The following is a 21,081-nucleotide window of genomic DNA, read 5'->3' as shown; positions in this document are numbered from 1 at the left end:
CGGCTCGGCGGGCCGCACCGGTCCGGGTGCCGCGGGCGAGGGCTCCGGCCGCGGCTGCTTGGACGGTGCCGGCTCCACCGGGGTGTCCGGGGCCGCCCGCGGCGGTACGGGTGGCCGCCGTTCGCCGTCGCCCGCCGCGGGCACCTTCCGCGCCCGCGGCTCACCGTCCTGCGCTGCCGGCCCCCCGAGTCCGGCGAGCCGCGCCACCCACAGCACGTCGGCCAGGTCGTCCGCGGACGGCCCTTCCCTCTCCGGTCCTGCCAGCAGCCCGGCCAACGCCACCCGCAAGGACCCCCTGCCGTCACCGACCTCCCGCTCAGCGCCACCGGTTGAGCCGCACTCCGGGGCGTGCGGGCGGTCGGCCGTCGCGTCACCGCCGGCGTCGGGCGAGCCGGCGTCCGGACGCGGCCGATGGCCCCCGGGCGGCATCTCGTCGTGGCTCGCGGTCACCGGCGGAGGCCTCAGCCCTCGTTCAGCGGGCGCAGCAGCACGTCCTCGACGACCCCGCGGTCCTCGGGCCGGTCCCACAGACCGCGCCCCGCCATCAGCAGGGCGTTGAGCAACTGGTCGTTGGCGAGTTCCGCGCCGTCCTCCCGCTGACGGCGCAGGAATTCCGCGATGAGAGCCGTACGCGTCGGGGCGTCCGCGGGATCACCGCCCAGGTGGGCGGTGACCATCGCGGCGAGCCGGTCGGCGTCGGGGGGCTGGATCTCCAGACGCACGCAGCGGCGGAGGAAGGCCGCGGGGAACTCGCGCTCGGAGTTGCTGGTGAGGACGGTGAAGGGGAACTGGGCGCAGCGCACCGTGCCGCCGGTGACCGTGGCCGTGCGGGGGCCGTCCGCGGTCATCACCTCCTGGTCGCCCGGGCCGAGCCGGGACAGCTCCGGGATGTCGAACTCGCCCTCCTCGAAGACGTTCAGCAGGTCGTTCGGCAGATCGAGATCGCTCTTGTCGATCTCGTCGATGAGCAGCACCCGCGGATGCCGCCACGGCAGCAGCGCCGTACCGAGCGGGCCGAGCCGCAGGTAGCGGCCGATCGCCGGGGCCCGGCCGTCGCCCGTGACACCCGCGTCGTGCAGGCGGCCGATGGCGTCGTACGCGTACAGGCCGTCGCGGAGTGTCGCGCGGCTGGTGACCGGCCAGCGCAGCACCGGGCCGAGGCGCAGCTCGTGCGCGACCGCGTACGCGAGGGTGGACTTGCCGACACCGGGCTTGCCGGTGATGAGCAGCGGGCGGCGCAGGTGGAAAGCGAGGTTGACGAGCTGGATCTCGCGCTCGTCGGCCTGGTACGCGGTGGCCTGGCGGTCCCGGCCGAGGCGGCGGGCGGTGGCGCCGTCCGCCGAGGTGGCGGGCGGCACGGGCAGCGCCTCGGGGTCGGCGGGGCCGAAGGCGCGCCAGGAAGGGGCCTGCGGGAGGCGGGTGATGCCGTCGTGCGGGGTGCCCGTGCCGCGGTAGACCCACCAGTGCTCGCCGTTCGCCGTCACCGCGGAACTCCTTGTCATGTCGTCACGCCATTCCCATGAAGGGCATGTCCTGGTCGGCGTCCACGCAGTCCGGGTCGTCCCACAGCAGCGTGATGTTGTTGCGTACGTCCGTCTCGCCCGCGGCCCGGCCGTGTTTGCGGCACAGGTGCACGGTCTCCGGGAGGTCGAGCAGCCGCTTCGGGGAGTGCCGGCGCAGCGCGGCGACGAGATCCCGGTGGTCGCCGGGGTCGCGCCGCCACACCATGACGGGCACGCCCTCCATGAACAGCGCGTCGCGCACCGCGGCCCGGACGCGCGCGGACAGCAGGTCGTACGGCACGGACAGGCCCAGGCACGCCAGCCCCGGGTCCCGGCTCAGCCATTCGGTCAGGTCGGCGACGGGCTTGTCGTCCAGCGGCGGCCAGGCGATCCGGTCCAGCGCGTCCGGGTGCTCGGGGTGCTCGGGGTGCTCGGGGTGCTCCGGGCGATCCGGGTACGGAGCGTCCTGGCACAGGTGATGCCACCGCTGCCGCCAGGGCTCCGGGTCCAGCCAGTTGTCGCTGTAGCGCTCCAACGACCGCACGACGACCGGGTGGTTGTGACCGAGCGGGGTACGGGACGGGCCCGCCGACCACAGTTCCGCGCAGTGGCCGAGCAGCGTGGTCGGCAGCAGGAACTCCACCCGCACACCGCCGCTCGCGCCCCGCACGTCCCGGGCCAGTTGCGCCCACCCGGACATCCGGGCGCTGCCCGCTTCGGTCAACTCGCTGCGGCAGAAGGGCTCGCTGGGTTCCAGCGAACGCATCCGGACCATCGGGCCGCCGTCCGCGGGCTGCCGGTAGTACGCGCCCCACAACCGGTACTGCTCGTCCTCGACGTGCTCGGCGTCCACGGCTTCGACCCGGATCTGCACGATCAGCTTCTCCCGCTCGTTCTCCCGCCGGGCCGTCGCCCGCGCCCCGGCGTGGGTGGCGGCGGGCGAGGTCAGCAGCGTGCGCAGCGCCGACAGCCGGGGGTACGCGGTCAGCGTCCGGTCCTGGGCCACGTCGTGCAGGAAGCGCAGCAGCGCGGACGCGTCGCTGCCGCCCCGGCGATCGGACAGCCGGACCAGGATCTCCGGCAGCGTCTCCCGGCCGCTGAGCATGCCGGTGCCCCGGGCGCCGTAGGGGATGTGGTGCACGAGCAGGTCCGGGGCCGGCAGATCGGGGATCTCGTACAGCGCCCGGACCAGATCCAGCGCGGTCGCGGGCGGCAGCGGGGCCGTGCCGGTCAGGCCCAGCACGGTCAGTTCCAGCCAGGGCAGTGCCCCGGCGTCCGGGTGGCCGTCCCGTAACGCCGTGCGGAGTGCCACCAGACCCGCGGCAGGGTCGGGGCGCGCTTCCACGGCTCCCACGATGGCCCGGAAGTGGGCACGGGGCGTGTCGAGTCGGGGCACGTCGAGCCGGAAACCGGGGTCTTTGACGGTGTACGGTCCCGCAGCCGCGTCCATCCGCTGGAGCAGGTCGCCCCGGGCCGCTGCCGGGAGCAGCGCGTTGAAGCGGCCCAGCAGTTCGGTGAGCAGGTCGGCGGCGCCGGGAGGCCACGATGAGGGCCCTTGCGGCGCCGCGGCATCCGGGATGTCCGGCACCGCGGCTCCCGGGGCCCGCGGTTCCGGCACGGCGGCGCCCGCGGGTGCTTCCGGGGTCTCGGCGCGGGCGCCCGCCGGCTCGCCCCTCACCGTCCTGGCCAGCAGCCGCTTCGTCCAGTGCCTCTGCGACTCGCCCATCGCGTTACCCGCCCCACCCGCCGGTGACGGCTCGGCCGACCAGATCCCGTAAGGGTTCCAGCGCCTTGTCGTGCGGTGCGATCTCGGTCATCGCCGTGCAGAGGGCGGTGAGTGCGGCCCGTGCGTCGCGGAAGTGGCGGCACGCCAGAATCAGGCGGAAGAGGTGGTCGCGGCGGGCCGGGCGCTCCTCGACCTCGAAGGAGTAGGGGAGGCCGAGGAGATCGCCCATCCGGTGGAGCAGGTCGTGCCGGGCCTCGGCGCGGGCCAGCGCGGGGAAGGCCGTCAGGGCGTCGACCAGTTCGCTGTCGGTCGGAGGCGGGGCCGGCGAAGGCGGGGCGAGCGGTGGTGGGGCGGGCGCTGATGAGACGGGCGGCGGGGCCGCGGTGCCCAGCAGTGCGTGCACCGCGGAGACCGGCGTGAACCAGCCGCCCTGCGCGTCCACGTACGACCGGCTGCCCTTGAGCACCCCCACGACCAGCCCGTCCGCGTCCACGAGCATGCTGCCGCTGAGGCCGTCGCGCACGCCGTCGCCGAGGACCCGTACGAAGTCGCCGGAGCGGCCTCCCACGCGCAGGACCAGGGTGTCGGGCTGCACGCCGTTGGTGGGGGTGTGGGTGGAGTACCCGAGGGCGGTGACCTCCGTGCCGGGCGCGGGATCGGCGGCTGCCAGGCGGGCGACGGGGTGCGCGCCCCACCGCGGGCCGCTGAGCACGGCCAGGTCCGGGAACGGGAAGAACCGGCCGCCGTCGCCGTGTTCGGGGTGGGCCCGCACGCCGGCGGGCGCCACCTCGTACGAACCGTCCGGCCAGGTGACGACGACGGGCGCGCTCGCCCCCGCGACCACATGCGCGGCGGTCACCACGGTCCCCTCCCCGGCGAAGAATCCACTGCCCCGGAAGGCCCCGGCGACGCCGACCGATACGGCGGCCCGGTGGAGGAGCCCGGCCGCGTCGGAGCCGAGCGGCCGGCCGGCGCCGGGTGCGGCGGTCACGGCTCGCGCCCCGGCGTATCGGGGGAGCGGCGGACCGCGTGGCCGTCCCCGTACGTGGTGCGCCGGCGTCCGCGGCGGCCGGCGGGGTACGTCATGCGCGCAGCTCCGTGGCGCTCGTTGCGCCGGCGGTGCGGCTGCCTGCGTCCGTACCTGCGCGTGCGTCGGCGATTGTGGCGGGTTCTGTGCTCGTGCCGGTGCCGGTGCCGGGCTGCGTGCCGGTGCCGGTGCCGGTGCTCGTGCCGGGCTGGGTGCTCGTGCCGGGCTCCGTGCCCGCGCCCCCTTCCGGTCGGCCTGCCACCGGCGGGGTGCCGACCGCCTGAGCGGATCGGCGCGCGGCCAGGTCCCACGAGAGCCGGACCGTGAGGCCCGCCTCGCTGCCCGCCTCCGCGATGATCCCCAGTAACTGGCCGGACTTCACGGCGAGTTTGAGGCCGAACTCCACCTCGAAGGAGTCGGGCGCTCCGGCGGCGCCGCCCTCGGCGACGGTCTCGGCCGCCCACCGGCCCACGCTGCGGACGGTGGCCCGTACCTGGTCCAGCGTCAGCGCCACGGCCGAGCCGAGTTCGGCGGCCCTGCGGCCGGCTCCGACATCGCCGTATCCCCCGGCCTCCTCGGCGCGCTCGAACGGCACGTCGCCGATGATCTCCGCTTCCACGGCCGAGCCGTCCCCGAGATCGATCGTGACCGTCTGCGCCATGTGGTCCCCTTCCCCTCCCCGGTTCAGCAGGATATGCGCGCCCCCGGACCTTTGTCCGTCGAACGGCTGCGCCCCGCGCGCACCGGGAAGTGTTCCGCGCGACGCGTACTCCCTACGACGCCGCGGTGCGCGGACGGGTTTCCACCCGCGAGTCGGCAAGCAGCCCCGTGGCGGCTGCCGGCACACCGTCCCGCGCACGACCGGGTCGCAGGCCGTGCGCGTCGCGCGGGTGCTGCCCGGTACCCGTCGCGGGGCTCGGGCCTTCCGGGGACCACCGGTCGCCCCGGAAGCAGGCGCGGCCGGCGGCCACTCCGCGCCGACGGAACCGGTCTGGCCAGACCGGTTGGCCAAACCGTCGCACCTCCGCTGCCCAGCAGGCCATCCTGGACAACGGAAAGCCGAAAACCCCGGGCCTACCGTGAAGCGGTGAACCGGGAATCGAGGAAGGGCGGGCCCACCGTGACAACCGCAGGCGACGGCACGTACGGGTTCTGGCTGGCGGGCCGGCCGGCTGCCGGAGGCGACAGTTTCGAGGTGCGCGGCTCGTGGGACGGGACGCTGGTCGGGCGGGTGAGCGTGCCGTCGGAAGAGCAGGTGGAGGCGGCCGTCGCGGCGGCGGTGGGCGCGGCGAAGGAGTTCGCGGCGACTCCGGCGCACGTACGGGCGGCGGCACTGGACCACGTGGCGAAGCGGCTCGCCGAGCGCGCGGAGGAGACGGCGCGGCTGATCACCGCGGAGAACGGGAAGCCGGTGAAGTGGGCGCGGGGCGAGGTGGCCCGCGCGGTCTCCGTCTTCCGGTGGGCCGCCGAGGAGGCCCGGCGGTTCAACAGCGGTGAGGCGCAGCGGCTGGACACCGACGCGGGCGGCGTCGGGCGGCTCGCCCTGACCCGCCGCTTCCCCCGCGGTCCGGTGCTGGGCATCGCCCCCTTCAACTTCCCGCTGAACCTGGTGGCCCACAAGGTCGCCCCGGCCATCGCGGTCGGCGCGCCGATCATCCTCAAGCCCGCGCCAGCGACGCCGCTGAGCGCGCTGCTGCTCGGGGAGCTCCTCGCCGAGACCAGCGGCCTGCCGGCCGGCGCGTGGAGCGTCCTGCCGGTGCCGAACGACCGGATGCCCGCGCTGGTCCAGGACCCCCGGCTGCCGGTCATCTCCTTCACCGGCTCCGACACGGTCGGCCACCGGATCGCCGACTCGGTGCCGCGCAAACACGTCACGCTGGAGCTCGGCGGCAACGCCGCCGCCGTCGTCCTCGCCGACTGGTCCTCGGAGGCGGACCTGGAGTGGGCGGCGACCCGTATCGCCACCTTCGCCAACTACCAGGGCGGCCAGTCCTGCATCTCGGTGCAGCGCGTCATCGCCGACGCGTCCGTCTACGACGCCCTCGCCGAGCGCGTCGTGGCGAAGGTCGGGGAACAGGTCACCGGCGACCCGGGCGACGACGCGACCGACGTCGGACCCCTGGTCAGCGAGGCCGCCGCCGAGCGGGTCGCCTCCTGGGTGGACGACGCGGTGGCCAAGGGCGCCAAGCTGCTGACCGGTGGCGCCCGGGAGGGCGCGAGCTACCCGCCGACCGTGCTCGCGGACCTGCCGGCCGACGCGATCCTGGCCACCGCGGAGGCGTTCGGGCCGGTGCTGTCACTGCATCGGGTGAACGGCGCCGACGAGGCGTTCGCGGCTGTCAACGACTCCCGGTTCGGCTTGCAGACCGGTGTCTTCACGCACGACCTCCAGCTCGCCTTCCGGGCCCACCGCGAACTGGAGGTCGGCGGCGTCGTCATCGGCGACGCGCCGTCGTACCGCGCGGACCAGATGCCGTACGGCGGCGTGAAGGACTCCGGCACCGGCCGCGAGGGCGTCCGGTTCGCGATGGACGACTACACCTACGAACGGGTCCTGGTCCTCACCGGCCTCGACCTGTGACGCCGGGGGCCGGCGGACGCGGTACGGGGAGGTGTCCGCCGGCCCGTGCGGTGGGCCGCCGCTCCCGTACGAGCACGGGTCCGCCGGTACCGGCCGTGCGCGTTCGCCCCGGACACGCACGGCCCGCCCCTGCTGAAACGCGGTCAGCCGTCCCCGCCGCTCGCCTGGTGGGATCGCCGGAATTCGGGTAGTACGGACTGGTAGCACCGGTCGGTAACCGGCCTACCCGGAGGTGACGCAACGTGTCCGCACCCGCCGCAGCACGCAAGGTCTCCGAGCGAGAAGCACGCCAGGTGGCGGAGGCCGCCAGGGAACAGCACTGGCGCAAGCCCAGCTTTGCCAAGGAGCTGTTCCTCGGCCGCTTCCGCCTCGACCTGATCCACCCCCACCCGCTGCCCTCGCCGGAAGCCGTGGCGAAGGGCGAGGACTTCCTCGACCGGCTGCGGGACTTCTGCGAGGCCAAGGTGGACGCGGCCAGGATCGAACGCGAAGCCCGTATCCCGGACGAGACGATCCTCGGGCTCAAGGAGCTCGGCGCGTTCGGCATGAAGATCGACGAGGCGTACGGCGGGCTCGGGCTCACCCAGGTGTACTACAACAAGGCCCTGTCGCTCGTCGGTTCCGCCAGCCCCGCGATCGGCGCCCTGCTGTCGGCCCATCAGTCGATCGGCGTACCGCAGCCGCTGAAACTGTTCGGCACCAAGGATCAGAAGGAGCGGTTCCTGCCGCGCTGCGCCCGCACCGACATCAGCGCGTTCCTGCTCACCGAGCCCGACGTCGGCTCCGACCCGGCGCGGCTGGCCACCACCGCGGTGCCCGACGGCGACGACTACGTGCTGGACGGCGTGAAACTGTGGACCACCAACGGCGTCGTCGCCGACCTGCTGGTGGTGATGGCCCGGGTGCCCAGGAGCGACGGCCACAAGGGCGGGATCACCGCGTTCGTGGTGGAGGCCGCCTCCGAGGGCGTCACCGTGGAGAACCGCAACGCCTTCATGGGCCTGCGCGGCCTGGAGAACGGCGTCACCCGCTTCCACCAGGTCCGGGTCCCCGCGGCGGACCGCATCGGTCCCGAGGGCGCCGGGCTGAAGATCGCCCTGACCACCCTGAACACCGGCCGCCTGTCGCTGCCCGCGGGCTGCGTCGGGGCCGGCAAGTGGTGCCTGCAGATCGCCCGCGAGTGGTCGGCGGCCCGCGAGCAGTGGGGCAAGCCGATCGCCGAGCACGAGGCGGTCGGCTCGAAGATCGCCTACATCGCGGCCACCACCTTCGCCCTGGAGGCGATGCTCGACCTGTCCTCGCAGATGGCCGACGAGGACCGCAACGACATCCGGATCGAAGCCGCCCTCGCCAAGCTCTACGGTTCCGAGGCGGCCTGGCTGATGGCCGACGAACTGGTGCAGATCCGCGGCGGACGCGGCTTCGAGACCGCCGACTCGCTGGCCGCCCGCGGTGAACGCGCGGTCGCCGCCGAGCAGATGCTGCGCGACCTGCGGATCAACCGGATCTTCGAGGGCTCCACCGAGATCATGCACCTGCTCATCGCCCGGGAGGCGGTGGACGCCCACCTGTCGGTGGCCGGCGACCTCATCGACCCGGACACCTCGCTGGGCGACAAGGCGAGGGCCGGCGCCCGAGCCGGCGGGTTCTACGCCCGCTGGCTGCCCAAGCTGGTCGCGGGGCCGGGCCAACTGCCCACCTCGTACGCCGAGTTCGGCGAGCTCGCCACCCACCTGCGGTACGTGGAGCGCAGCTCCCGCAAGCTCGCCCGCTGCACCTTCTACGCGATGTCCCGCTGGCAGGGCCGGATGGAGACCAAGCAGAACTTCCTGGCCAGGATCGTGGACATCGGCGCCGAGCTGTTCGCGATGAGCGCCGCCTGCGTACGGGCCCGGCACCTGGCCGCGAGCGGCGGGCACGGCCCCGAGGCCCACCAGCTCGCCGACACCTTCTGCGAGCAGGCCCGGATCCGTACCGACGAGCTCTTCGCCCGGTTGTGGACCAACACCGACGGTCCCGACCGCCGGCTCACCAAGGCGGTGCTGGGCGGCGCGTTCACCTGGCTGGAGGCGGGCATCGTCGACCCCAGCCGGGAGGGCCCGTGGATCGCCGACGCCACGCCGGGGCCGTCCGAGAAGGAGAACGTGCACCGGCCGGTGCACTGAGTTGTCCACAGGCTGGTGAGTGAGAAGTCCGTCGGGCAGGACAGAATGACCCCATGACGGACGCTCTCGCAGACCCGCACTACCGACCGCACGGTGCGCCGGAGCCCGGTGGCGGTCCCCGGGACATCGTGATCCTCGGCTCCACCGGCTCCATCGGTACCCAGGCGATCGACGTGGTGCTGCGCAACCCGGACCGGTTCCGGGTGGTCGCGCTCTCCGCGGCGGGCGGCCGGGCGGAGCTGCTCGCCAAGCAGGCGCACCGGCTCGGCGTGCACACCGTGGCGGTCGCGGACCAGGCCGCCGTGCCGGCGCTGCGGGCCGCGCTGGACGCCTACGAGTGGGCCGGGAAGCAGCCGCGCGTCCTGGCAGGGCCCGACGCGGCCACCGAGGCCGCGACGATCGACTGCCACTCCGTGCTCAACGGCATCACCGGCTCCATCGGCCTGCGCCCCACGCTGGCCGCCCTGGAGGCTGACCGGGTGCTGATCCTCGCCAACAAGGAGTCGCTGATCGTCGGCGGGCCGCTGGTGAAGGCGATCGCCAAGCCCGGCCAGATCGTGCCCGTCGACTCCGAGCACTCGGCCCTCTTCCAGGCGATGCTCGGGGGGCGCCGCGACGAGGTCCGCAAGCTGATCGTGACCGCCTCCGGCGGCCCCTTCCGCGGCCGGACCCGCGCCGAGCTGGCCCGCGTCACCCCCGCCGACGCCCTCGCCCACCCCACCTGGGCCATGGGTCCGATGATCACCGTCAACTCCGCGACGCTGGTCAACAAGGGCCTGGAGGTCATCGAGGCGCATCTGCTCTACGACGTTCCCTTCGACCGGATCGAGGTGGTCGTCCACCCCCAGTCGTACATTCACTCGATGGTGGAGTTCATCGACGGCTCCACGCTCGCCCAGGCCAGCCCGCCCGACATGCGGATGCCGATCGCGCTGGGCCTCGGCTGGCCGGACCGGGTGCCGGACGCCGCGCCGGGCGTCGACTGGTCCCAGGCGGCGACCTGGGAGTTCTTCCCGCTGGACGAGGACGCCTTCCCCTCCGTCGCGCTGGCCCGCCAGGTCGGTACCCTCGGGGGCACCGCGCCCGCGGTGTTCAACGCGGCCAACGAGGAGTGCGTCGACGCCTTCCTCGCCGGCCGGCTGCCGTTCACCGGGATCGTGGACACCGTCGCCCGGGTCGTCGCGGAACACGGCGATCCGGCGGCGGGAACCCGGCTGACCGTCCCGGACGTCCTCGAAGCGGAGACCTGGGCCCGCGCCCGAGCCCGGGAACTGGCACAAACATCGGAGGCAGCAGGCGTATGACGGCCCTCATGACGGTCCTCGGCATAGTCGTCTTCGCTCTCGGCCTGATGATCTCCATCGCCTGGCACGAGCTGGGCCACCTCTCCACGGCCAAGCTCTTCAAGATCCGCGTGCCCCAGTACATGGTCGGCTTCGGCCCCACCCTCTGGTCCCGGCACAAGGGTGAGACCGAGTACGGCATCAAGGCCATCCCGCTCGGCGGCTACATCCGCATGATCGGGATGTTCCCGCCCGGCGAGGACGGCCGGCTCACCGCCCGCTCCACCTCGCCGTGGCGCGGCATGATCGAGGACGCGCGCTCGCAGGCGTACGAGGAGCTGAAACCCGGCGACGAGACGCGGATGTTCTACACCCGCAAGCCGTGGAAGCGCGTCATCGTCATGTTCGCCGGGCCCTTCATGAACCTGATCCTGGCCGCCGCGCTCTTCCTCACCGTCTTCATGGGCTTCGGCATCAGCATGCGGACCACCGTGATCGGCCAGGTCAGCGACTGCGTGATCTCCCAGGCCGACACCTCCGAGCGCGACCCGGCCAACCCCTGCCGCCCCACCGACCCGGTCGCGCCCGCCAAGACCGCCGGCTTCCAGGCCGGCGACAAGTTCCTGGAGTTCAACGGGCATCCGGTCAAGGACTGGGCCCAGCTCTCCCACGACATCCGCACGCACGCCGGCCGGGTCACCATCGTGGTCCTGCGCGACGGCCGGCAGGTCACCCTGCACCCGGTGATCACCACCAACACCGTGACCAGGACCGACGGCGACGGTAACTACGTGGACGGCACGGTGCGGGCCGGCTTCCTCGGATTCAGCCCCGCCGCCCACATCGAGCCGCTGAGCTTCACCTCCTCGGTCCAGCACATGGGCGACCTCGCCCAGCAGGGCGTGGACTCCCTGCTCTCGCTGCCGCAGCGCGTCCCCGACCTGTGGAACGCCGCCTTCAACGGTGCCGAGCGCAAACCCGACTCGCCGATGGGCGTGGTGGGCGCGGCCCGCGTCGGTGGCGAGGTCTTCTCGCTGGAGGAACCGGCGATCAACCGGCTGATGACCATGGTCATGCTGGTGGCCGGGTTCAACCTGTCGCTGTTCCTGTTCAACATGCTGCCGCTGCTGCCGCTGGACGGCGGCCACATCGCGGGCGCGGTGTGGGAGTCCGTCCGCCGTACCACCGCGCGTGTCTTCCGCAAACCCGACCCGGGCCCCTTCGACGTGGCCAAGCTCATGCCGATCGCCTATGTCGTGGCCGGAATCTTTGTGTCCTTCACGCTGCTCGTCCTGATCGCCGATGTCGTCAACCCGGTCAAACTCAGTTCGTAATGCCCTGAGCGGGGTGAGGTCAGTGGGCGGCGTGCCGTAATCTCAAAGCGGAGCCCGCCCACGACGGGACCTCGTTCCACACCTTGGGGATGCCACGCAGATGACCGCCATTTCGCTCGGTATGCCGGATGTTCCGACCAAGCTCGCCGACCGCCGTAAAAGCCGTCAGATCCAGGTCGGGACGGTCGCGGTGGGCGGCGACGCGCCGGTGTCCGTCCAGTCGATGACCACCACGCGGACCTCCGACATCGGAGCCACGCTCCAGCAGATCGCCGAGCTGACCGCCTCCGGCTGCCAGATCGTCCGGGTCGCCTGTCCCACCCAGGACGACGCCGACGCGCTGGCCACGATCGCCAGGAAATCGCAGATCCCCGTCATCGCGGACATTCATTTCCAGCCGAAGTACGTCTTCGCCGCGATCGACGCCGGCTGCGCCGCGGTCCGGGTCAACCCGGGCAACATCAAGCAGTTCGACGACAAGGTCAAGGAGATCGCCAAGGCCGCCTCCGCCACCGGCACCCCGATCCGGATCGGCGTCAACGCCGGCTCCCTGGACCGGCGGCTGCTGGAGAAGTACGGCAAGGCCACCCCCGAGGCGCTGGTGGAGTCCGCACTGTGGGAGGCGTCACTCTTCGAGGAGCACGGCTTCCGTGACATCAAGATCTCCGTGAAGCACAACGACCCTGTCGTGATGGTCAACGCCTACCGGCTGCTGGCCCAGAAGTGCGACTACCCGCTGCACCTCGGTGTCACCGAGGCGGGCCCCGCCTTCCAGGGCACCATCAAGTCCGCGGTCGCCTTCGGCGCGCTGCTCGCGGAGGGCATCGGCGACACCATCCGGGTCTCGCTGTCCGCGCCGCCCGCCGAGGAGGTCAAGGTCGGCATCCAGATCCTGGAGTCGATGAACCTGCGGCAGCGCCGCCTGGAGATCGTCTCCTGCCCGTCCTGCGGCCGGGCCCAGGTGGACGTCTACAAGCTCGCCGACCAGGTGACCGCAGGGCTGGAGGGCATGGAGGTGCCGCTGCGGGTGGCCGTCATGGGCTGCGTCGTCAACGGACCGGGCGAGGCCCGCGAGGCCGACCTCGGGGTCGCCTCCGGCAACGGCAAGGGCCAGATCTTCGTCAAGGGCGAGATCATCAAGACGGTGCCCGAGTCCAAGATCGTGGAGACCCTGATCGACGAGGCGATGAAGCTCGCCGAGCAGATGGAGGCGGACGGCGTGCTCTCCGGTGAGCCGCAGGTGAGCGTCTCCTGAACCGGTCGTTCCCGTCGTGCCCCGCGTACCGCCCACCGGACGCGGGGCATGGCACGCCGGTGCGAGGTAAAGTTCCGACGTCATCCTCGGCCGTCCACCACGGCCCGTACGGTGAGGCGTTGCCGTGTTGACCCACCCGACTGCCCGAGTCCTCGACGCACGCGACCTCGACGCCGCCCTCGCGGTCCTCGACCGCGATCCGGTGGCCAACGCGTTCGTCACCTCACGGGTCGCCGTCGCCGGGCTCGACCCGTGGCGGCTCGGCGGTGAGATGTGGGGCTGGTACACCGGCGGGCAGCTCACCTCGCTCTGCTACGCCGGCGCCAACCTCGTACCGATCTGCGCCACCCCCGACGCCGTCACCGCCTTCGCCGACCGCGCCCGCCGGGCCGGCCGCCGCTGCTCCTCCATCGTCGGCCCGGCCGGGGCCACCGCCGATCTGTGGTCGCAGCTCGAACCCCACTGGGGTCCGGCCCGCGAGATCCGCACCCACCAGCCGCTGCTGGCCACCCGCTCGCTGCCCGCCGGCATCGCCCCCGATCCCGGAGTCCGCCGGGTCCGCCGGGACGAGATGGAGGTGATCATGCCGGCCTGCGTGGCCATGTTCACCGAGGAGGTGGGCGTCTCGCCGATGGCCGGCGACGGCGGGCTGCTCTACCAGGCACGGGTCGCCGAACTGGTCTCCACCGGGCGGGCGTTCGCCCGGATCGAGGACGGTGAGGTGGTCTTCAAGGCCGAGATCGGCGCGGTCACCGCCCACGCCTGCCAGATCCAGGGCGTCTGGGTCGCCCCGGCCCACCGGGGCCGCGGCCTGTCGAAGACCGGCATGGCCGCCGTGCTCCACTACGCGCTGCGCGACGTCGCCCCCGTCGTCAGCCTCTACGTCAACGACTTCAACGCCCCCGCCCGGGCCGCCTACCACCGGGTCGGCTTCACCGAGGTCGGCGCGTTCATGAGTGTCCTTTTCTGAGGTTCGCTCGCCTCCGGGCGCTTGGACCCCGTGCCGACGGTCGACCGTGCTCGCCCCCTCGTTCCTCACGATCTCCGCGCGCTCTCCCGTTCGACACCGGCGCCCTCCGGCCGCTCAGATCCCGGGGGGATGGCCGGCCGGGGTGCCCGGCACGGTAAGGTCGCCGCCGTGGAGAACGTGGTGGTCGGACCCTGCGACCTCGCCCCGCAGGTCGACGAGGCCCTGGCCGTACAGGCGCTGGCCTTCGGGCTCGGGCCGGACGAAGTGGCCATCCGCCGGCAGATCGTGCTGCGCCACCTGGCGTACCCGGGGGCGCGGGCGCTGTGCGCGCACACCGAGGACGGCCGACTGGTGGGCTTCGTGTACGGGCTGCCCAACGACCGTACGCACTGGTGGTCCAGCGTCGTCCAGCCCTACCTGCGCGAGCGGGGCAACGACGGCTGGCTGGACGACTCCTTCGTCATCACCGAGCTCCACGTGCTGCCCGGCTACCAGAACCGCGGCATCGGCCGCCGCCTGATCACCGGCATCACCGACACCGCGACCGAACCGCGCAGCATCCTGTCCGCGATCGACGGCGAGAGCCCGGCCCGCCACCTCTACCGCTCCCTCGGCTACCGCGACCTGGCCCGGCCGGTGCACTTCCCGAGCGCGACCCGGCCGTACGCGGTGATGGGCGCACCCCTGCCGCTGCGGCGCCCCGCGTCCTGGCGATAACGGTTTCGGGATCGCCCGGCCCGCCCGGTATCCTCGCCGGACCCCCGACCTCCAGGAGGCCCCGCTATGGTCCTGCGTATGTCCCGGCTGATGGTCAAGACGCTGCGTGACGACCCGGCCGACGCAGAGACCACCAGCCACAAACTACTGGTCCGGTCCGGATACGTACGCCGGTCCTCGGCGGGTGTGTGGACCTGGCTGCCGCTCGGCAAGCGCGTCCTGGACAACGTGGCCGCCGTGGTGCGCGAGGAGATGGACGCGATCGGCGGGCAGGAGGTGCTGCTGCCCGCGCTGCTGCCCCGCGAGGCGTACGAGGCGACCGGGCGCGCGGCGGACTACGGCGACCTGCTGTTCCAGCTCACCGACCGCAAGGGCACCCGGTACGTGCTCGGGCCCACTCACGAGGAGATCTTCACGCAGCTCGTGAAGGACCAGATCACCTCGTACAAGGACCTTCCGGTGATCCTTTACCAGATCCAGACCAAGTACCGCGACGAGGCCCGGCCCCGGTCCGGGGTCCTGCGCGGGCGCGAGTTCCAGATGAAGGACGCGTACTCCTTCGACACCGGGGAGGAAGGGCTCGCGGAGGCGTACCGGCTGCACCGCGAGGCGTACATCAGGATCTTCCGCCGCCTCGGCATCGACATCCGGATCGTGTCCGCGGTGTCCGGCGCGATGGGCGGCTCCGCGTCCGAGGAGTTCCTGGCGCCCGCGGCGGCCGGCGAGGACACCTTCGTGGACTGCCCGGCGTGCGACTTCGCGGCCAACACGGAGGCGGTCACCTTCACCCCCGGGCCGCCGGCGGACGGCGACCACGGCCCGGTCGAGGAACTGGACACCCCCGACACGCCGACCATCGACACGCTCGCCGCGCACCTGGGCGTGCCCGCCTCGGCGACCCTGAAGAACCTGCTGGTCAAGGTCGACGGCGAGATCACCGCGGTCGGCGTGCCCGGCGACCGCGAAGTCGACCTCGGCAAGCTCGCGGAACACCTCGCGCCGGCCACCGTCGCACTCGTCACCGCCGAGGACTTCGCGGACCGGCCCGATCTGGTACGCGGCTACGTCGGCCCGCAGGGTCTGGGCATCCCCTACCTGGCCGACCCCCGGATCGCCCCCGGCACCGCGTGGATCACCGGCGCCAACAAGCCCGGTCGGCACGCGGCCAACGTCACCTGCGGCCGGGACTTCCAGGTGGACCGCTACCTGGACGTGGTCACCGTCGAGTCCGGCGACCCCTGCCCCCGCTGCGGCGCCGGCCTCACCCTGGGCCGCGCCATCGAGGTCGGCCACATCTTCCAGCTCGGCCGCAAGTACACCGACACCTTCCAGGTCGACGTCCTCGGCCGGGACGGCAAGCCCGTCCGCGTCACCATGGGCTCCTACGGCATCGGCGTCTCCCGGGCGGTCGCGGCCCTCGCCGAACAGACCGCCGACGCCCAGGGCCTGTGCTGGCCCCGCGCCGTCGCCCCGGCCGACGTCCACGTCGTCGCGGCAGGGAAGGCCGCGCAGACCCGACTCGCCGAGACGGTCGCCGAGCGGTTGCACACCGCGGGCGTACGGGTCCTCCTGGACGACCGTGCGGGCGTCTCCCCGGGCGTGAAGTTCACCGACGCGGAACTCATCGGGGTGCCCACGATCGTGGTCGCGGGGCGCCGCGCGGCCGACGGCGTGGTCGAGGTCAAGGACCGCCGCACGGGGGAGCGTGCGGAGTTCGGTCTCGAGGAGGCGCTGACCCGGTTGGTGGGCTGAGCCGACCCGCGGGTGCGCGGGGAACCGCGCGACCATCCCCACCGGGCCGTGGCCGGGCAGGGCGGCGGGGCATGGCTCGGCGGGCCCCGCGCGCTGCCGGGGACCGCACACGTCGTGGCTGAGTCCGCGGTTCCCCGCGCCCCTGACGGGGCGCGCCCCGTGTGCTCAGAGCCAGCTCGCGAACTCCAGAAGGAGCTCGCCGTCCTCGCGGTCGCCCACCGAGAGGGACCAGACACCTGCCTCGACCGCGCGGAAGAGGGACCAGGCGTGCAGGCGGTCCGGGTCGACGTCGAGGGAGGCGGCGAGCCCCGCGATGCGGCGGCGGGCGGCGGCGCGGGAGCCGGGCTGGGCGGCGAGCGTGGGCAGGCGGTCGCGGGCCAGCCACGCCAGGTCGTACGCGCGCTCGCCGACCAGCGGCTTGGGGTCGATGGCCAGCCACGCCGCGCGCTCGCCCGCGAGGACGTTGCCGTGGTGGTACTCGCCGTGCAGCAGCACCGTCTCCGTGCTGTCCGCCACCAGGTCCGCGGAGCGGGCCAGCGCCTCGTCGACGAGCTGCCGGGCGTCGGCCGCCCACGGCTGCTCGCGGCGCTCGCGCAGCACCCCGGCCAGGTCGCCGGTGTGGTCGGCCACCGTGGTGAAGGGGTGCCCCGGGGCGGGCGGCACCCACAGCCGCTGGAGCACCGCCGACGCCTCCAGCATCGCCTTCGGTTCGGCCAGCGACCGCAGGCTCACGTCGGCGTGCAACCGTTCCAGCAGCAGCGCGCCCCGCTCCGGGTCCGCCGCCAGCAGCCGTACCGCCCCGCGCCCGTCCCAGTGCGCCAGCGCCGCGTGCTCGTGCGCGGTCTCCCGGGTGACCATGCCGACCTTGAGCACGGCAGGCGTGCCGTCCGCCGTCCGTACCAGCACGATCATGCTGATCTGCCCGCCCTGCGCGAAGACCCGCTCGGGTGTCAGCTCCCACTGCTCCAGGTGTCCGGCCACCCGGCCCGGCAACTCCGCCAGCCACACCCGGCCCGCCTCGCCCTCCCAGGCCGCGACTGTACGGGCCAGCCGCTCGGGCGGCTCCAGGGGTACGGCCGCGGGCCGTCCGTGGTGCGCCGCTGAACCCATCGCTGTGCGTTCCCTCCGTGGTACGTCGCTGGCCGGCGGCCCCCCGCGACTCGGTGGCGCGGCGGACCGGGCCCCGCGGGTCAACCGCGTTCGGCCAACCCCGGGAAGGCTACGCTGCCGCCGTTCCATCGCACCGCGCGCACCGCCGCCTCGCGCAGCGCACTCGCCGCGTCCCGCCGGATGTCGCCTATCGAGGCCCTGACCAGGTCCCCGTACGCGCCCGCCACGCGCTCCTCCAGGAAGGCGGCCAGTCGCGCCGCGGCGGCCGGTCCCGGTACCGGGAAGGGCAGCGCGTACCCGGCCGCCGTGGTCACCGGCACCGCGCCCAGATCGGTGACCGTACGGATCATGGCGTCCCGGCGGGCCCGGTGCGCGTCGTACGCCTGCCGGGCCTCGGCCTGCCGCGCGGCGGTCACCCGGCCGCCGACGACACCGTACCCGTAGACCGCGGCGTGCTCCGCGGCGAGTGCCGCCTGCGCCGCGTCGATGACCGTGCTCATGCCTTCTTCGCTCCGGTGTTCAGCAGTACGACGTGTCCCGCGCCGGCCGCAGCGACCGACGCCATCAGCCGGGCCAGCTCGCCCGGCACAGCCAGCAGGGCGACGGCCCGCCGGTCGGCGAGGGTGCGCTCCATCGCCGCGAGCGCGGCCAGCGCGGCGGCCGGCCCGGCCGGAACAGGGTGCGCGGTCCGGCCGGGCGAGGACGCCGGGGCCTGCCCGCCGAACGCCCGGACATGCCGGGCCACCTCGGCCCGCAGCGGGGCGAGCCGCCCGGCCAGCGCGGGATGAGCGGCCAGCGTCGCATCGTACGCACGCAGCAGCGCCATGCTGTCCCGGACCGCTCCCGCCTGCTCCGCCGCACCCGGCCGCGCCACCGCCCCGGCCGGCCCGCCCCCGCTGCCGTCCCCGCCCCCACCTCCGGCACACCCGGCCACCGCCCCCACGGCCACCGCACCCACCACACTCCGCCTGCTCAGCCGAGCCACCTCCGCGATCATGGAGGGAGTGTACGGATCTTAATGCCGCCCTCTCGCCTCCGGGCGCTCGGGCCCGGTGCCGGCGGTCGGCCGCGCTCGGTCCCGCGTTCCTCGGGATCTCCGCGCGCTCTCCCTTTCGGCACCGGCGCGCCCTTCGGCTCGCTGGCTGCCCGGGCGTACCCGGCGGGGAGCCACCGTACGTACCGGGCGGGGCGGGGGAAAACGGAGGGGTGGAACTCCGGTAACGTTGGGCCTACACGCGACCTTCCATGACAACAGCAGACGCGGCCGAGGAGTCACCCGGATGAGCACCACCCAGAGCGAGAGGCTGCGCGCGCTGCTTGAGCCGCTCGTCGCCAAGGCGGGCCTGGAACTGGAAGAGGTCAAGGTGTCGGCCGCGGGCAACCGGCGGCAGCTCCTGGTCGTCGTGGACGCGGACGAGGGCGTGCACCTGGACACGCTGGCCGAGGTGAGCCGGGAGTTCTCCCAGGCGCTGGACGCCTCCGACGCGATGGGCGACGCCGAGTACCTGCTGGAGGTCACCTCCCCCGGTACCGACCGCCCACTGACCGAGCCGCGCCACTTCCGGCGCAACACCGGCCGCCTGGTCAAACTCCAGCTCAAGGAGCGCGGCGAGCTGATCGCGCGGATCATGACGGTGGACGACAGCGGACTCGACCTGGAGGTCCCGGGCGTCAAGGGCCGTAAGCCCAAGCCCGCCCGCGCCGACTTCGCCGAGATCGCCAGGGCCCGGGTCGAGATCGAGTTCAACCGCAAGGCCGGCGAGGACCAGGCGGCCGAGGGCGACGAGAGCACCGAGGAGGCGTAGCCGTGGACATCGACATGAAGGCCCTGCGGGGTTTGGTGCAGGAGAGGCAGATCTCGTTCGAGCTGCTGGTCGAGGCCATCGAGTCGGCGCTCCTCATCGCGTACCACCGTGAGCCGGGCAGCCACCGCCGGGCCCGCGTGGAGCTGGACCGGACCACCGGGCATGTGACCGTATGGGCCACCGAGGACCCGGAGGAGGCGGGCGAGGGGGCGGAGCCCCGCGAGTTCGACGACACGCCGACCGGGTTCGGCCGGATCGCCGCCTCCACCGCCAAGCAGGTGATCCTCCAGCGGCTGCGGGACGCCGAGGACGACGTGACCTTCGGGGAGTACGCCGGCCGCGAGGGCGACATCGTCGCGGGCGTCGTCCAGCAGGGCAAGGACCCCAAGAACGTACTGGTGGACATCGGCAAGCTGGAGGCCATCCTCCCGGTGCAGGAGCAGGTGCCCGGCGAGGACTACGCGCACGGCACCCGGCTGCGCAGCTATGTGGTGCGGGTCGCCAAGGGGGTGCGCGGCCCGTCGGTGACCCTGTCGCGGACCCATCCGAACCTGGTCAAGAAGCTCTTCGCCCTGGAGGTCCCGGAGATCGCCGACGGCTCGGTGGTGATCGAGGCGATCGCCCGCGAGGCCGGGCACCGCAGCAAGATCGCGGTCCGCTCCACCCGCACCGGGCTGAACGCCAAGGGCGCCTGCATCGGCCCGATGGGCGCCCGGGTGCGGGCGGTCATGGCCGAACTGCACGGCGAGAAGATCGACATCGTGGACTGGTCGGACGACCCCGCCGAGATGGTGGCGAACGCGCTCTCCCCGGCCCGGGTCTCCAAGGTCGAGGTGGTGGACGCCGCCGCCCGGTCCGCCCGGGTCACCGTGCCGGACTACCAGCTCTCGCTGGCCATCGGCAAGGAAGGGCAGAACGCCCGGCTGGCCGCCCGGCTCACCGGCTGGCGGATCGACATCCGTCCGGACACCGAGCAGCAGCAGGGCTGAGGCGCGGCGGACCCGACCGGAACGCGGCCCGCTGCGAAGAACCACGCGGGCCGGCAACCACGCGTCGACGAACAACCATGCGTCTGCTTACTCGAAGGAGTGAGCTCGGCGCGGGGAGGTAGACTTAAGGTGTCTGGTCGGACGCTGATCGCAACATGCCCGGAGCGAACGTGCATCGGCTGCCGGCGGCGAGCGGCCAAGAGCGACCTGCTGCGTGTGGCGGTGGCCGGGGACGTATGCGTACCCGATCATCGCGGTACGCTGCCCGGTCGGGGTGCGTATCTGCACTCCGACCTTGCCTGCCTCGACCTGGCGGTCCGCCGCCGGGCGTTCGCCCGGGCCTTCAAACGCCCGGTGACGCCCGATACCGCGGAGTTGCGCCGGTATGTCGAGCGGGCAGCACCGTAGGAAAAAGGAGTACGGCACGGGTCACCGTGCGGTCAGGTACCTCGCGAGATGGAAGTAGGTCGAGATTGCGATGAGCACTCGATGAGTACGCGATGAGTACGCCCATGAAGTAGCGACGGTCCGGTGGACGATCACCCCGGACCTAAAAGGAGCGAAGTGGCTAAGGTCCGGGTATACGAACTCGCCAAGGAGATGGGAGTCGAGAGCAAGGTCGTCATGGCCAAGCTCCAGGAACTCGGCGAATTCGTCCGTTCGGCGTCCTCGACGATCGAGGCGCCGGTTGTCCGCAAACTGACTGACGCTTTCCAGGGACCCGGCGCCGGCGCCGGCAAGTCCGCTGCGAAGCCCTCGGCGCCGCGCAAGGCGACGCCCTCTCCCGCGCCCGGACGCGCGGGAGGTCCCACCCCCGGTGTGACACCGCCGGCACCCACCCCGGGTGCGCCGGCACGTCCGGCTG

The 21,081-nt window shown here is 73.2% G+C and carries 20 protein-coding genes; 12 read left to right on the top strand and 8 right to left on the bottom strand.

What is annotated here, in order from left to right; translation table 11 throughout:
- From VIW71_RS22930 to VIW71_RS22910, 5 genes are all read right to left on the bottom strand, one after another.
- Nucleotides 1-450 (bottom strand): hypothetical protein (locus VIW71_RS22930; RefSeq protein WP_331624415.1); only part of this gene is annotated, 450 nt, incomplete at its 3' end.
- Nucleotides 451-461: 11 nt separating this feature from the next.
- Nucleotides 462-1,484: an AAA family ATPase gene (locus tag VIW71_RS22925; RefSeq protein WP_331624414.1), complete on the bottom strand. Its 1,023-nt coding sequence runs from the start codon at nt 1,482-1,484 to the stop codon at nt 462-464.
- Between the two features lie 22 nt (nt 1,485-1,506).
- Complete coding sequence (locus VIW71_RS22920; RefSeq protein ID WP_331624412.1) at nt 1,507-3,228, bottom strand: hypothetical protein; 1,722 nt, start codon at nt 3,226-3,228, stop codon at nt 1,507-1,509.
- 4 nt (nt 3,229-3,232) lie between these two features.
- The gene (locus VIW71_RS22915) at nt 3,233-4,219 is read right to left on the bottom strand and encodes a trypsin-like peptidase domain-containing protein (protein ID WP_331624410.1); all 987 of its coding nucleotides are present in this window, start codon (nt 4,217-4,219) and stop codon (nt 3,233-3,235) included.
- Nucleotides 4,220-4,310: 91 nt separating this feature from the next.
- Nucleotides 4,311-4,916 (bottom strand): CU044_2847 family protein, encoded by a 606-nt coding sequence (locus VIW71_RS22910; RefSeq protein WP_331624409.1) that lies wholly within the window; start codon nt 4,914-4,916, stop codon nt 4,311-4,313.
- Nucleotides 4,917-5,375: 459 nt separating this feature from the next.
- On the opposite strand from VIW71_RS22910, the gene VIW71_RS22905 reads away from it, so the two are divergent.
- The 8 genes from VIW71_RS22905 (at nt 5,376) to VIW71_RS22870 (ending at nt 16,312) form a co-directional block, all read left to right on the top strand.
- The gene (locus VIW71_RS22905) at nt 5,376-6,836 is read left to right on the top strand and encodes an aldehyde dehydrogenase family protein (protein ID WP_331624408.1); all 1,461 of its coding nucleotides are present in this window, start codon (nt 5,376-5,378) and stop codon (nt 6,834-6,836) included.
- A gap of 242 nt (nt 6,837-7,078) precedes the next feature.
- Entirely contained in the window at nt 7,079-9,001 is a 1,923-nt protein-coding gene (locus tag VIW71_RS22900) for an acyl-CoA dehydrogenase family protein (protein WP_331624407.1), read from the top strand.
- Between the two features lie 53 nt (nt 9,002-9,054).
- Nucleotides 9,055-10,305: a 1-deoxy-D-xylulose-5-phosphate reductoisomerase gene (dxr, locus tag VIW71_RS22895; RefSeq protein WP_331624405.1), complete on the top strand. Its 1,251-nt coding sequence runs from the start codon at nt 9,055-9,057 to the stop codon at nt 10,303-10,305.
- Nucleotides 10,302-11,618 carry a M50 family metallopeptidase gene (locus VIW71_RS22890; protein WP_331624404.1) on the top strand — a complete coding sequence of 439 codons (1,317 nt, stop codon included), beginning with the start codon at nt 10,302-10,304 and terminating at the stop codon, nt 11,616-11,618. The genes dxr and VIW71_RS22890 overlap by 4 nt, the downstream gene beginning before the upstream one ends.
- 100 nt (nt 11,619-11,718) lie before the next feature.
- Nucleotides 11,719-12,873, top strand: coding sequence for a flavodoxin-dependent (E)-4-hydroxy-3-methylbut-2-enyl-diphosphate synthase (gene ispG, locus VIW71_RS22885; protein ID WP_331624403.1), 1,155 nt, complete (start codon nt 11,719-11,721; stop codon nt 12,871-12,873).
- A gap of 124 nt (nt 12,874-12,997) precedes the next feature.
- A complete protein-coding gene (locus VIW71_RS22880) occupies nt 12,998-13,843 on the top strand; it encodes a GNAT family N-acetyltransferase (protein ID WP_331624402.1) in 846 nt (281 codons plus the stop codon).
- Between the two features lie 129 nt (nt 13,844-13,972).
- Nucleotides 13,973-14,560, top strand: coding sequence for a GNAT family N-acetyltransferase (locus tag VIW71_RS22875; protein ID WP_414720816.1), 588 nt, complete (start codon nt 13,973-13,975; stop codon nt 14,558-14,560).
- 66 nt (nt 14,561-14,626) lie between these two features.
- Entirely contained in the window at nt 14,627-16,312 is a 1,686-nt protein-coding gene (locus tag VIW71_RS22870) for a proline--tRNA ligase (RefSeq protein ID WP_331624400.1), read from the top strand.
- Nucleotides 16,313-16,477: 165 nt separating this feature from the next.
- Here VIW71_RS22870 and VIW71_RS22865 read toward each other — a convergent pair whose 3' ends face one another.
- The 3 genes from VIW71_RS22865 to VIW71_RS22855 form a co-directional block, all read right to left on the bottom strand.
- Nucleotides 16,478-17,422 carry an aminoglycoside phosphotransferase family protein gene (locus tag VIW71_RS22865; RefSeq protein WP_331624399.1) on the bottom strand — a complete coding sequence of 315 codons (945 nt, stop codon included), beginning with the start codon at nt 17,420-17,422 and terminating at the stop codon, nt 16,478-16,480.
- 80 nt (nt 17,423-17,502) lie between these two features.
- Complete coding sequence (locus VIW71_RS22860) at nt 17,503-17,922, bottom strand: ferritin-like domain-containing protein (protein ID WP_331624398.1); 420 nt, start codon at nt 17,920-17,922, stop codon at nt 17,503-17,505.
- Nucleotides 17,919-18,419 (bottom strand): hypothetical protein, encoded by a 501-nt coding sequence (locus VIW71_RS22855; protein WP_331624397.1) that lies wholly within the window; start codon nt 18,417-18,419, stop codon nt 17,919-17,921. The genes VIW71_RS22860 and VIW71_RS22855 overlap by 4 nt, the downstream gene beginning before the upstream one ends.
- A 283-nt stretch (nt 18,420-18,702) precedes the next feature.
- Between VIW71_RS22855 and rimP the strand changes: the two genes are divergently transcribed.
- The 4 genes from rimP to VIW71_RS22835 all read left to right on the top strand — a co-directional run.
- Nucleotides 18,703-19,227, top strand: a complete 525-nt coding sequence (gene rimP, locus VIW71_RS22850; RefSeq protein WP_331624396.1) for a ribosome maturation factor RimP — start codon at nt 18,703-18,705, stop codon at nt 19,225-19,227.
- A gap of 2 nt (nt 19,228-19,229) precedes the next feature.
- Nucleotides 19,230-20,216, top strand: a complete 987-nt coding sequence (nusA, locus tag VIW71_RS22845) for a transcription termination factor NusA (protein ID WP_331624395.1) — start codon at nt 19,230-19,232, stop codon at nt 20,214-20,216.
- Between the two features lie 129 nt (nt 20,217-20,345).
- Nucleotides 20,346-20,624 (top strand): YlxR family protein, encoded by a 279-nt coding sequence (locus VIW71_RS22840; RefSeq protein ID WP_331624394.1) that lies wholly within the window; start codon nt 20,346-20,348, stop codon nt 20,622-20,624.
- Nucleotides 20,625-20,780: 156 nt separating this feature from the next.
- The coding region (locus VIW71_RS22835) for a translation initiation factor IF-2 N-terminal domain-containing protein (RefSeq protein ID WP_331624392.1) at nt 20,781-21,081 on the top strand (301 nt) is incomplete at its 3' end.

This window comes from Streptomyces sp. (genome assembly GCF_036524955.1).
Lineage (GTDB): Bacteria > Actinomycetota > Actinomycetes > Streptomycetales > Streptomycetaceae > Actinacidiphila.
Note: the sequence above shows the minus strand (reverse complement) of the source record. Positions and strands in the feature narration are given on the sequence as shown.

What these genes read in the sequence shown, in the direction of transcription:
- VIW71_RS22920 (WP_331624412.1), bottom strand. Translation starts at nt 3,228, where the DNA reads ATGGGCGAGTCGCAGAGGCACTGGACGAAGCGGCTGCTGGCCAGGACG.
- VIW71_RS22910 (WP_331624409.1), bottom strand. Translation starts at nt 4,916, where the DNA reads ATGGCGCAGACGGTCACGATCGATCTCGGGGACGGCTCGGCCGTGGAA.
- dxr (WP_331624405.1), top strand. Translation starts at nt 9,055, where the DNA reads ATGACGGACGCTCTCGCAGACCCGCACTACCGACCGCACGGTGCGCCG.
- VIW71_RS22890 (WP_331624404.1), top strand. Translation starts at nt 10,302, where the DNA reads ATGACGGCCCTCATGACGGTCCTCGGCATAGTCGTCTTCGCTCTCGGC.
- ispG (WP_331624403.1), top strand. Translation starts at nt 11,719, where the DNA reads ATGACCGCCATTTCGCTCGGTATGCCGGATGTTCCGACCAAGCTCGCC.
- VIW71_RS22875 (WP_414720816.1), top strand. Translation starts at nt 13,973, where the DNA reads ATGGCCGGCCGGGGTGCCCGGCACGGTAAGGTCGCCGCCGTGGAGAAC.
- VIW71_RS22870 (WP_331624400.1), top strand. Translation starts at nt 14,627, where the DNA reads ATGGTCCTGCGTATGTCCCGGCTGATGGTCAAGACGCTGCGTGACGAC.
- VIW71_RS22865 (WP_331624399.1), bottom strand. Translation starts at nt 17,422, where the DNA reads ATGGGTTCAGCGGCGCACCACGGACGGCCCGCGGCCGTACCCCTGGAG.
- VIW71_RS22860 (WP_331624398.1), bottom strand. Translation starts at nt 17,922, where the DNA reads ATGAGCACGGTCATCGACGCGGCGCAGGCGGCACTCGCCGCGGAGCAC.
- VIW71_RS22855 (WP_331624397.1), bottom strand. Translation starts at nt 18,419, where the DNA reads ATGATCGCGGAGGTGGCTCGGCTGAGCAGGCGGAGTGTGGTGGGTGCG.
- rimP (WP_331624396.1), top strand. Translation starts at nt 18,703, where the DNA reads ATGAGCACCACCCAGAGCGAGAGGCTGCGCGCGCTGCTTGAGCCGCTC.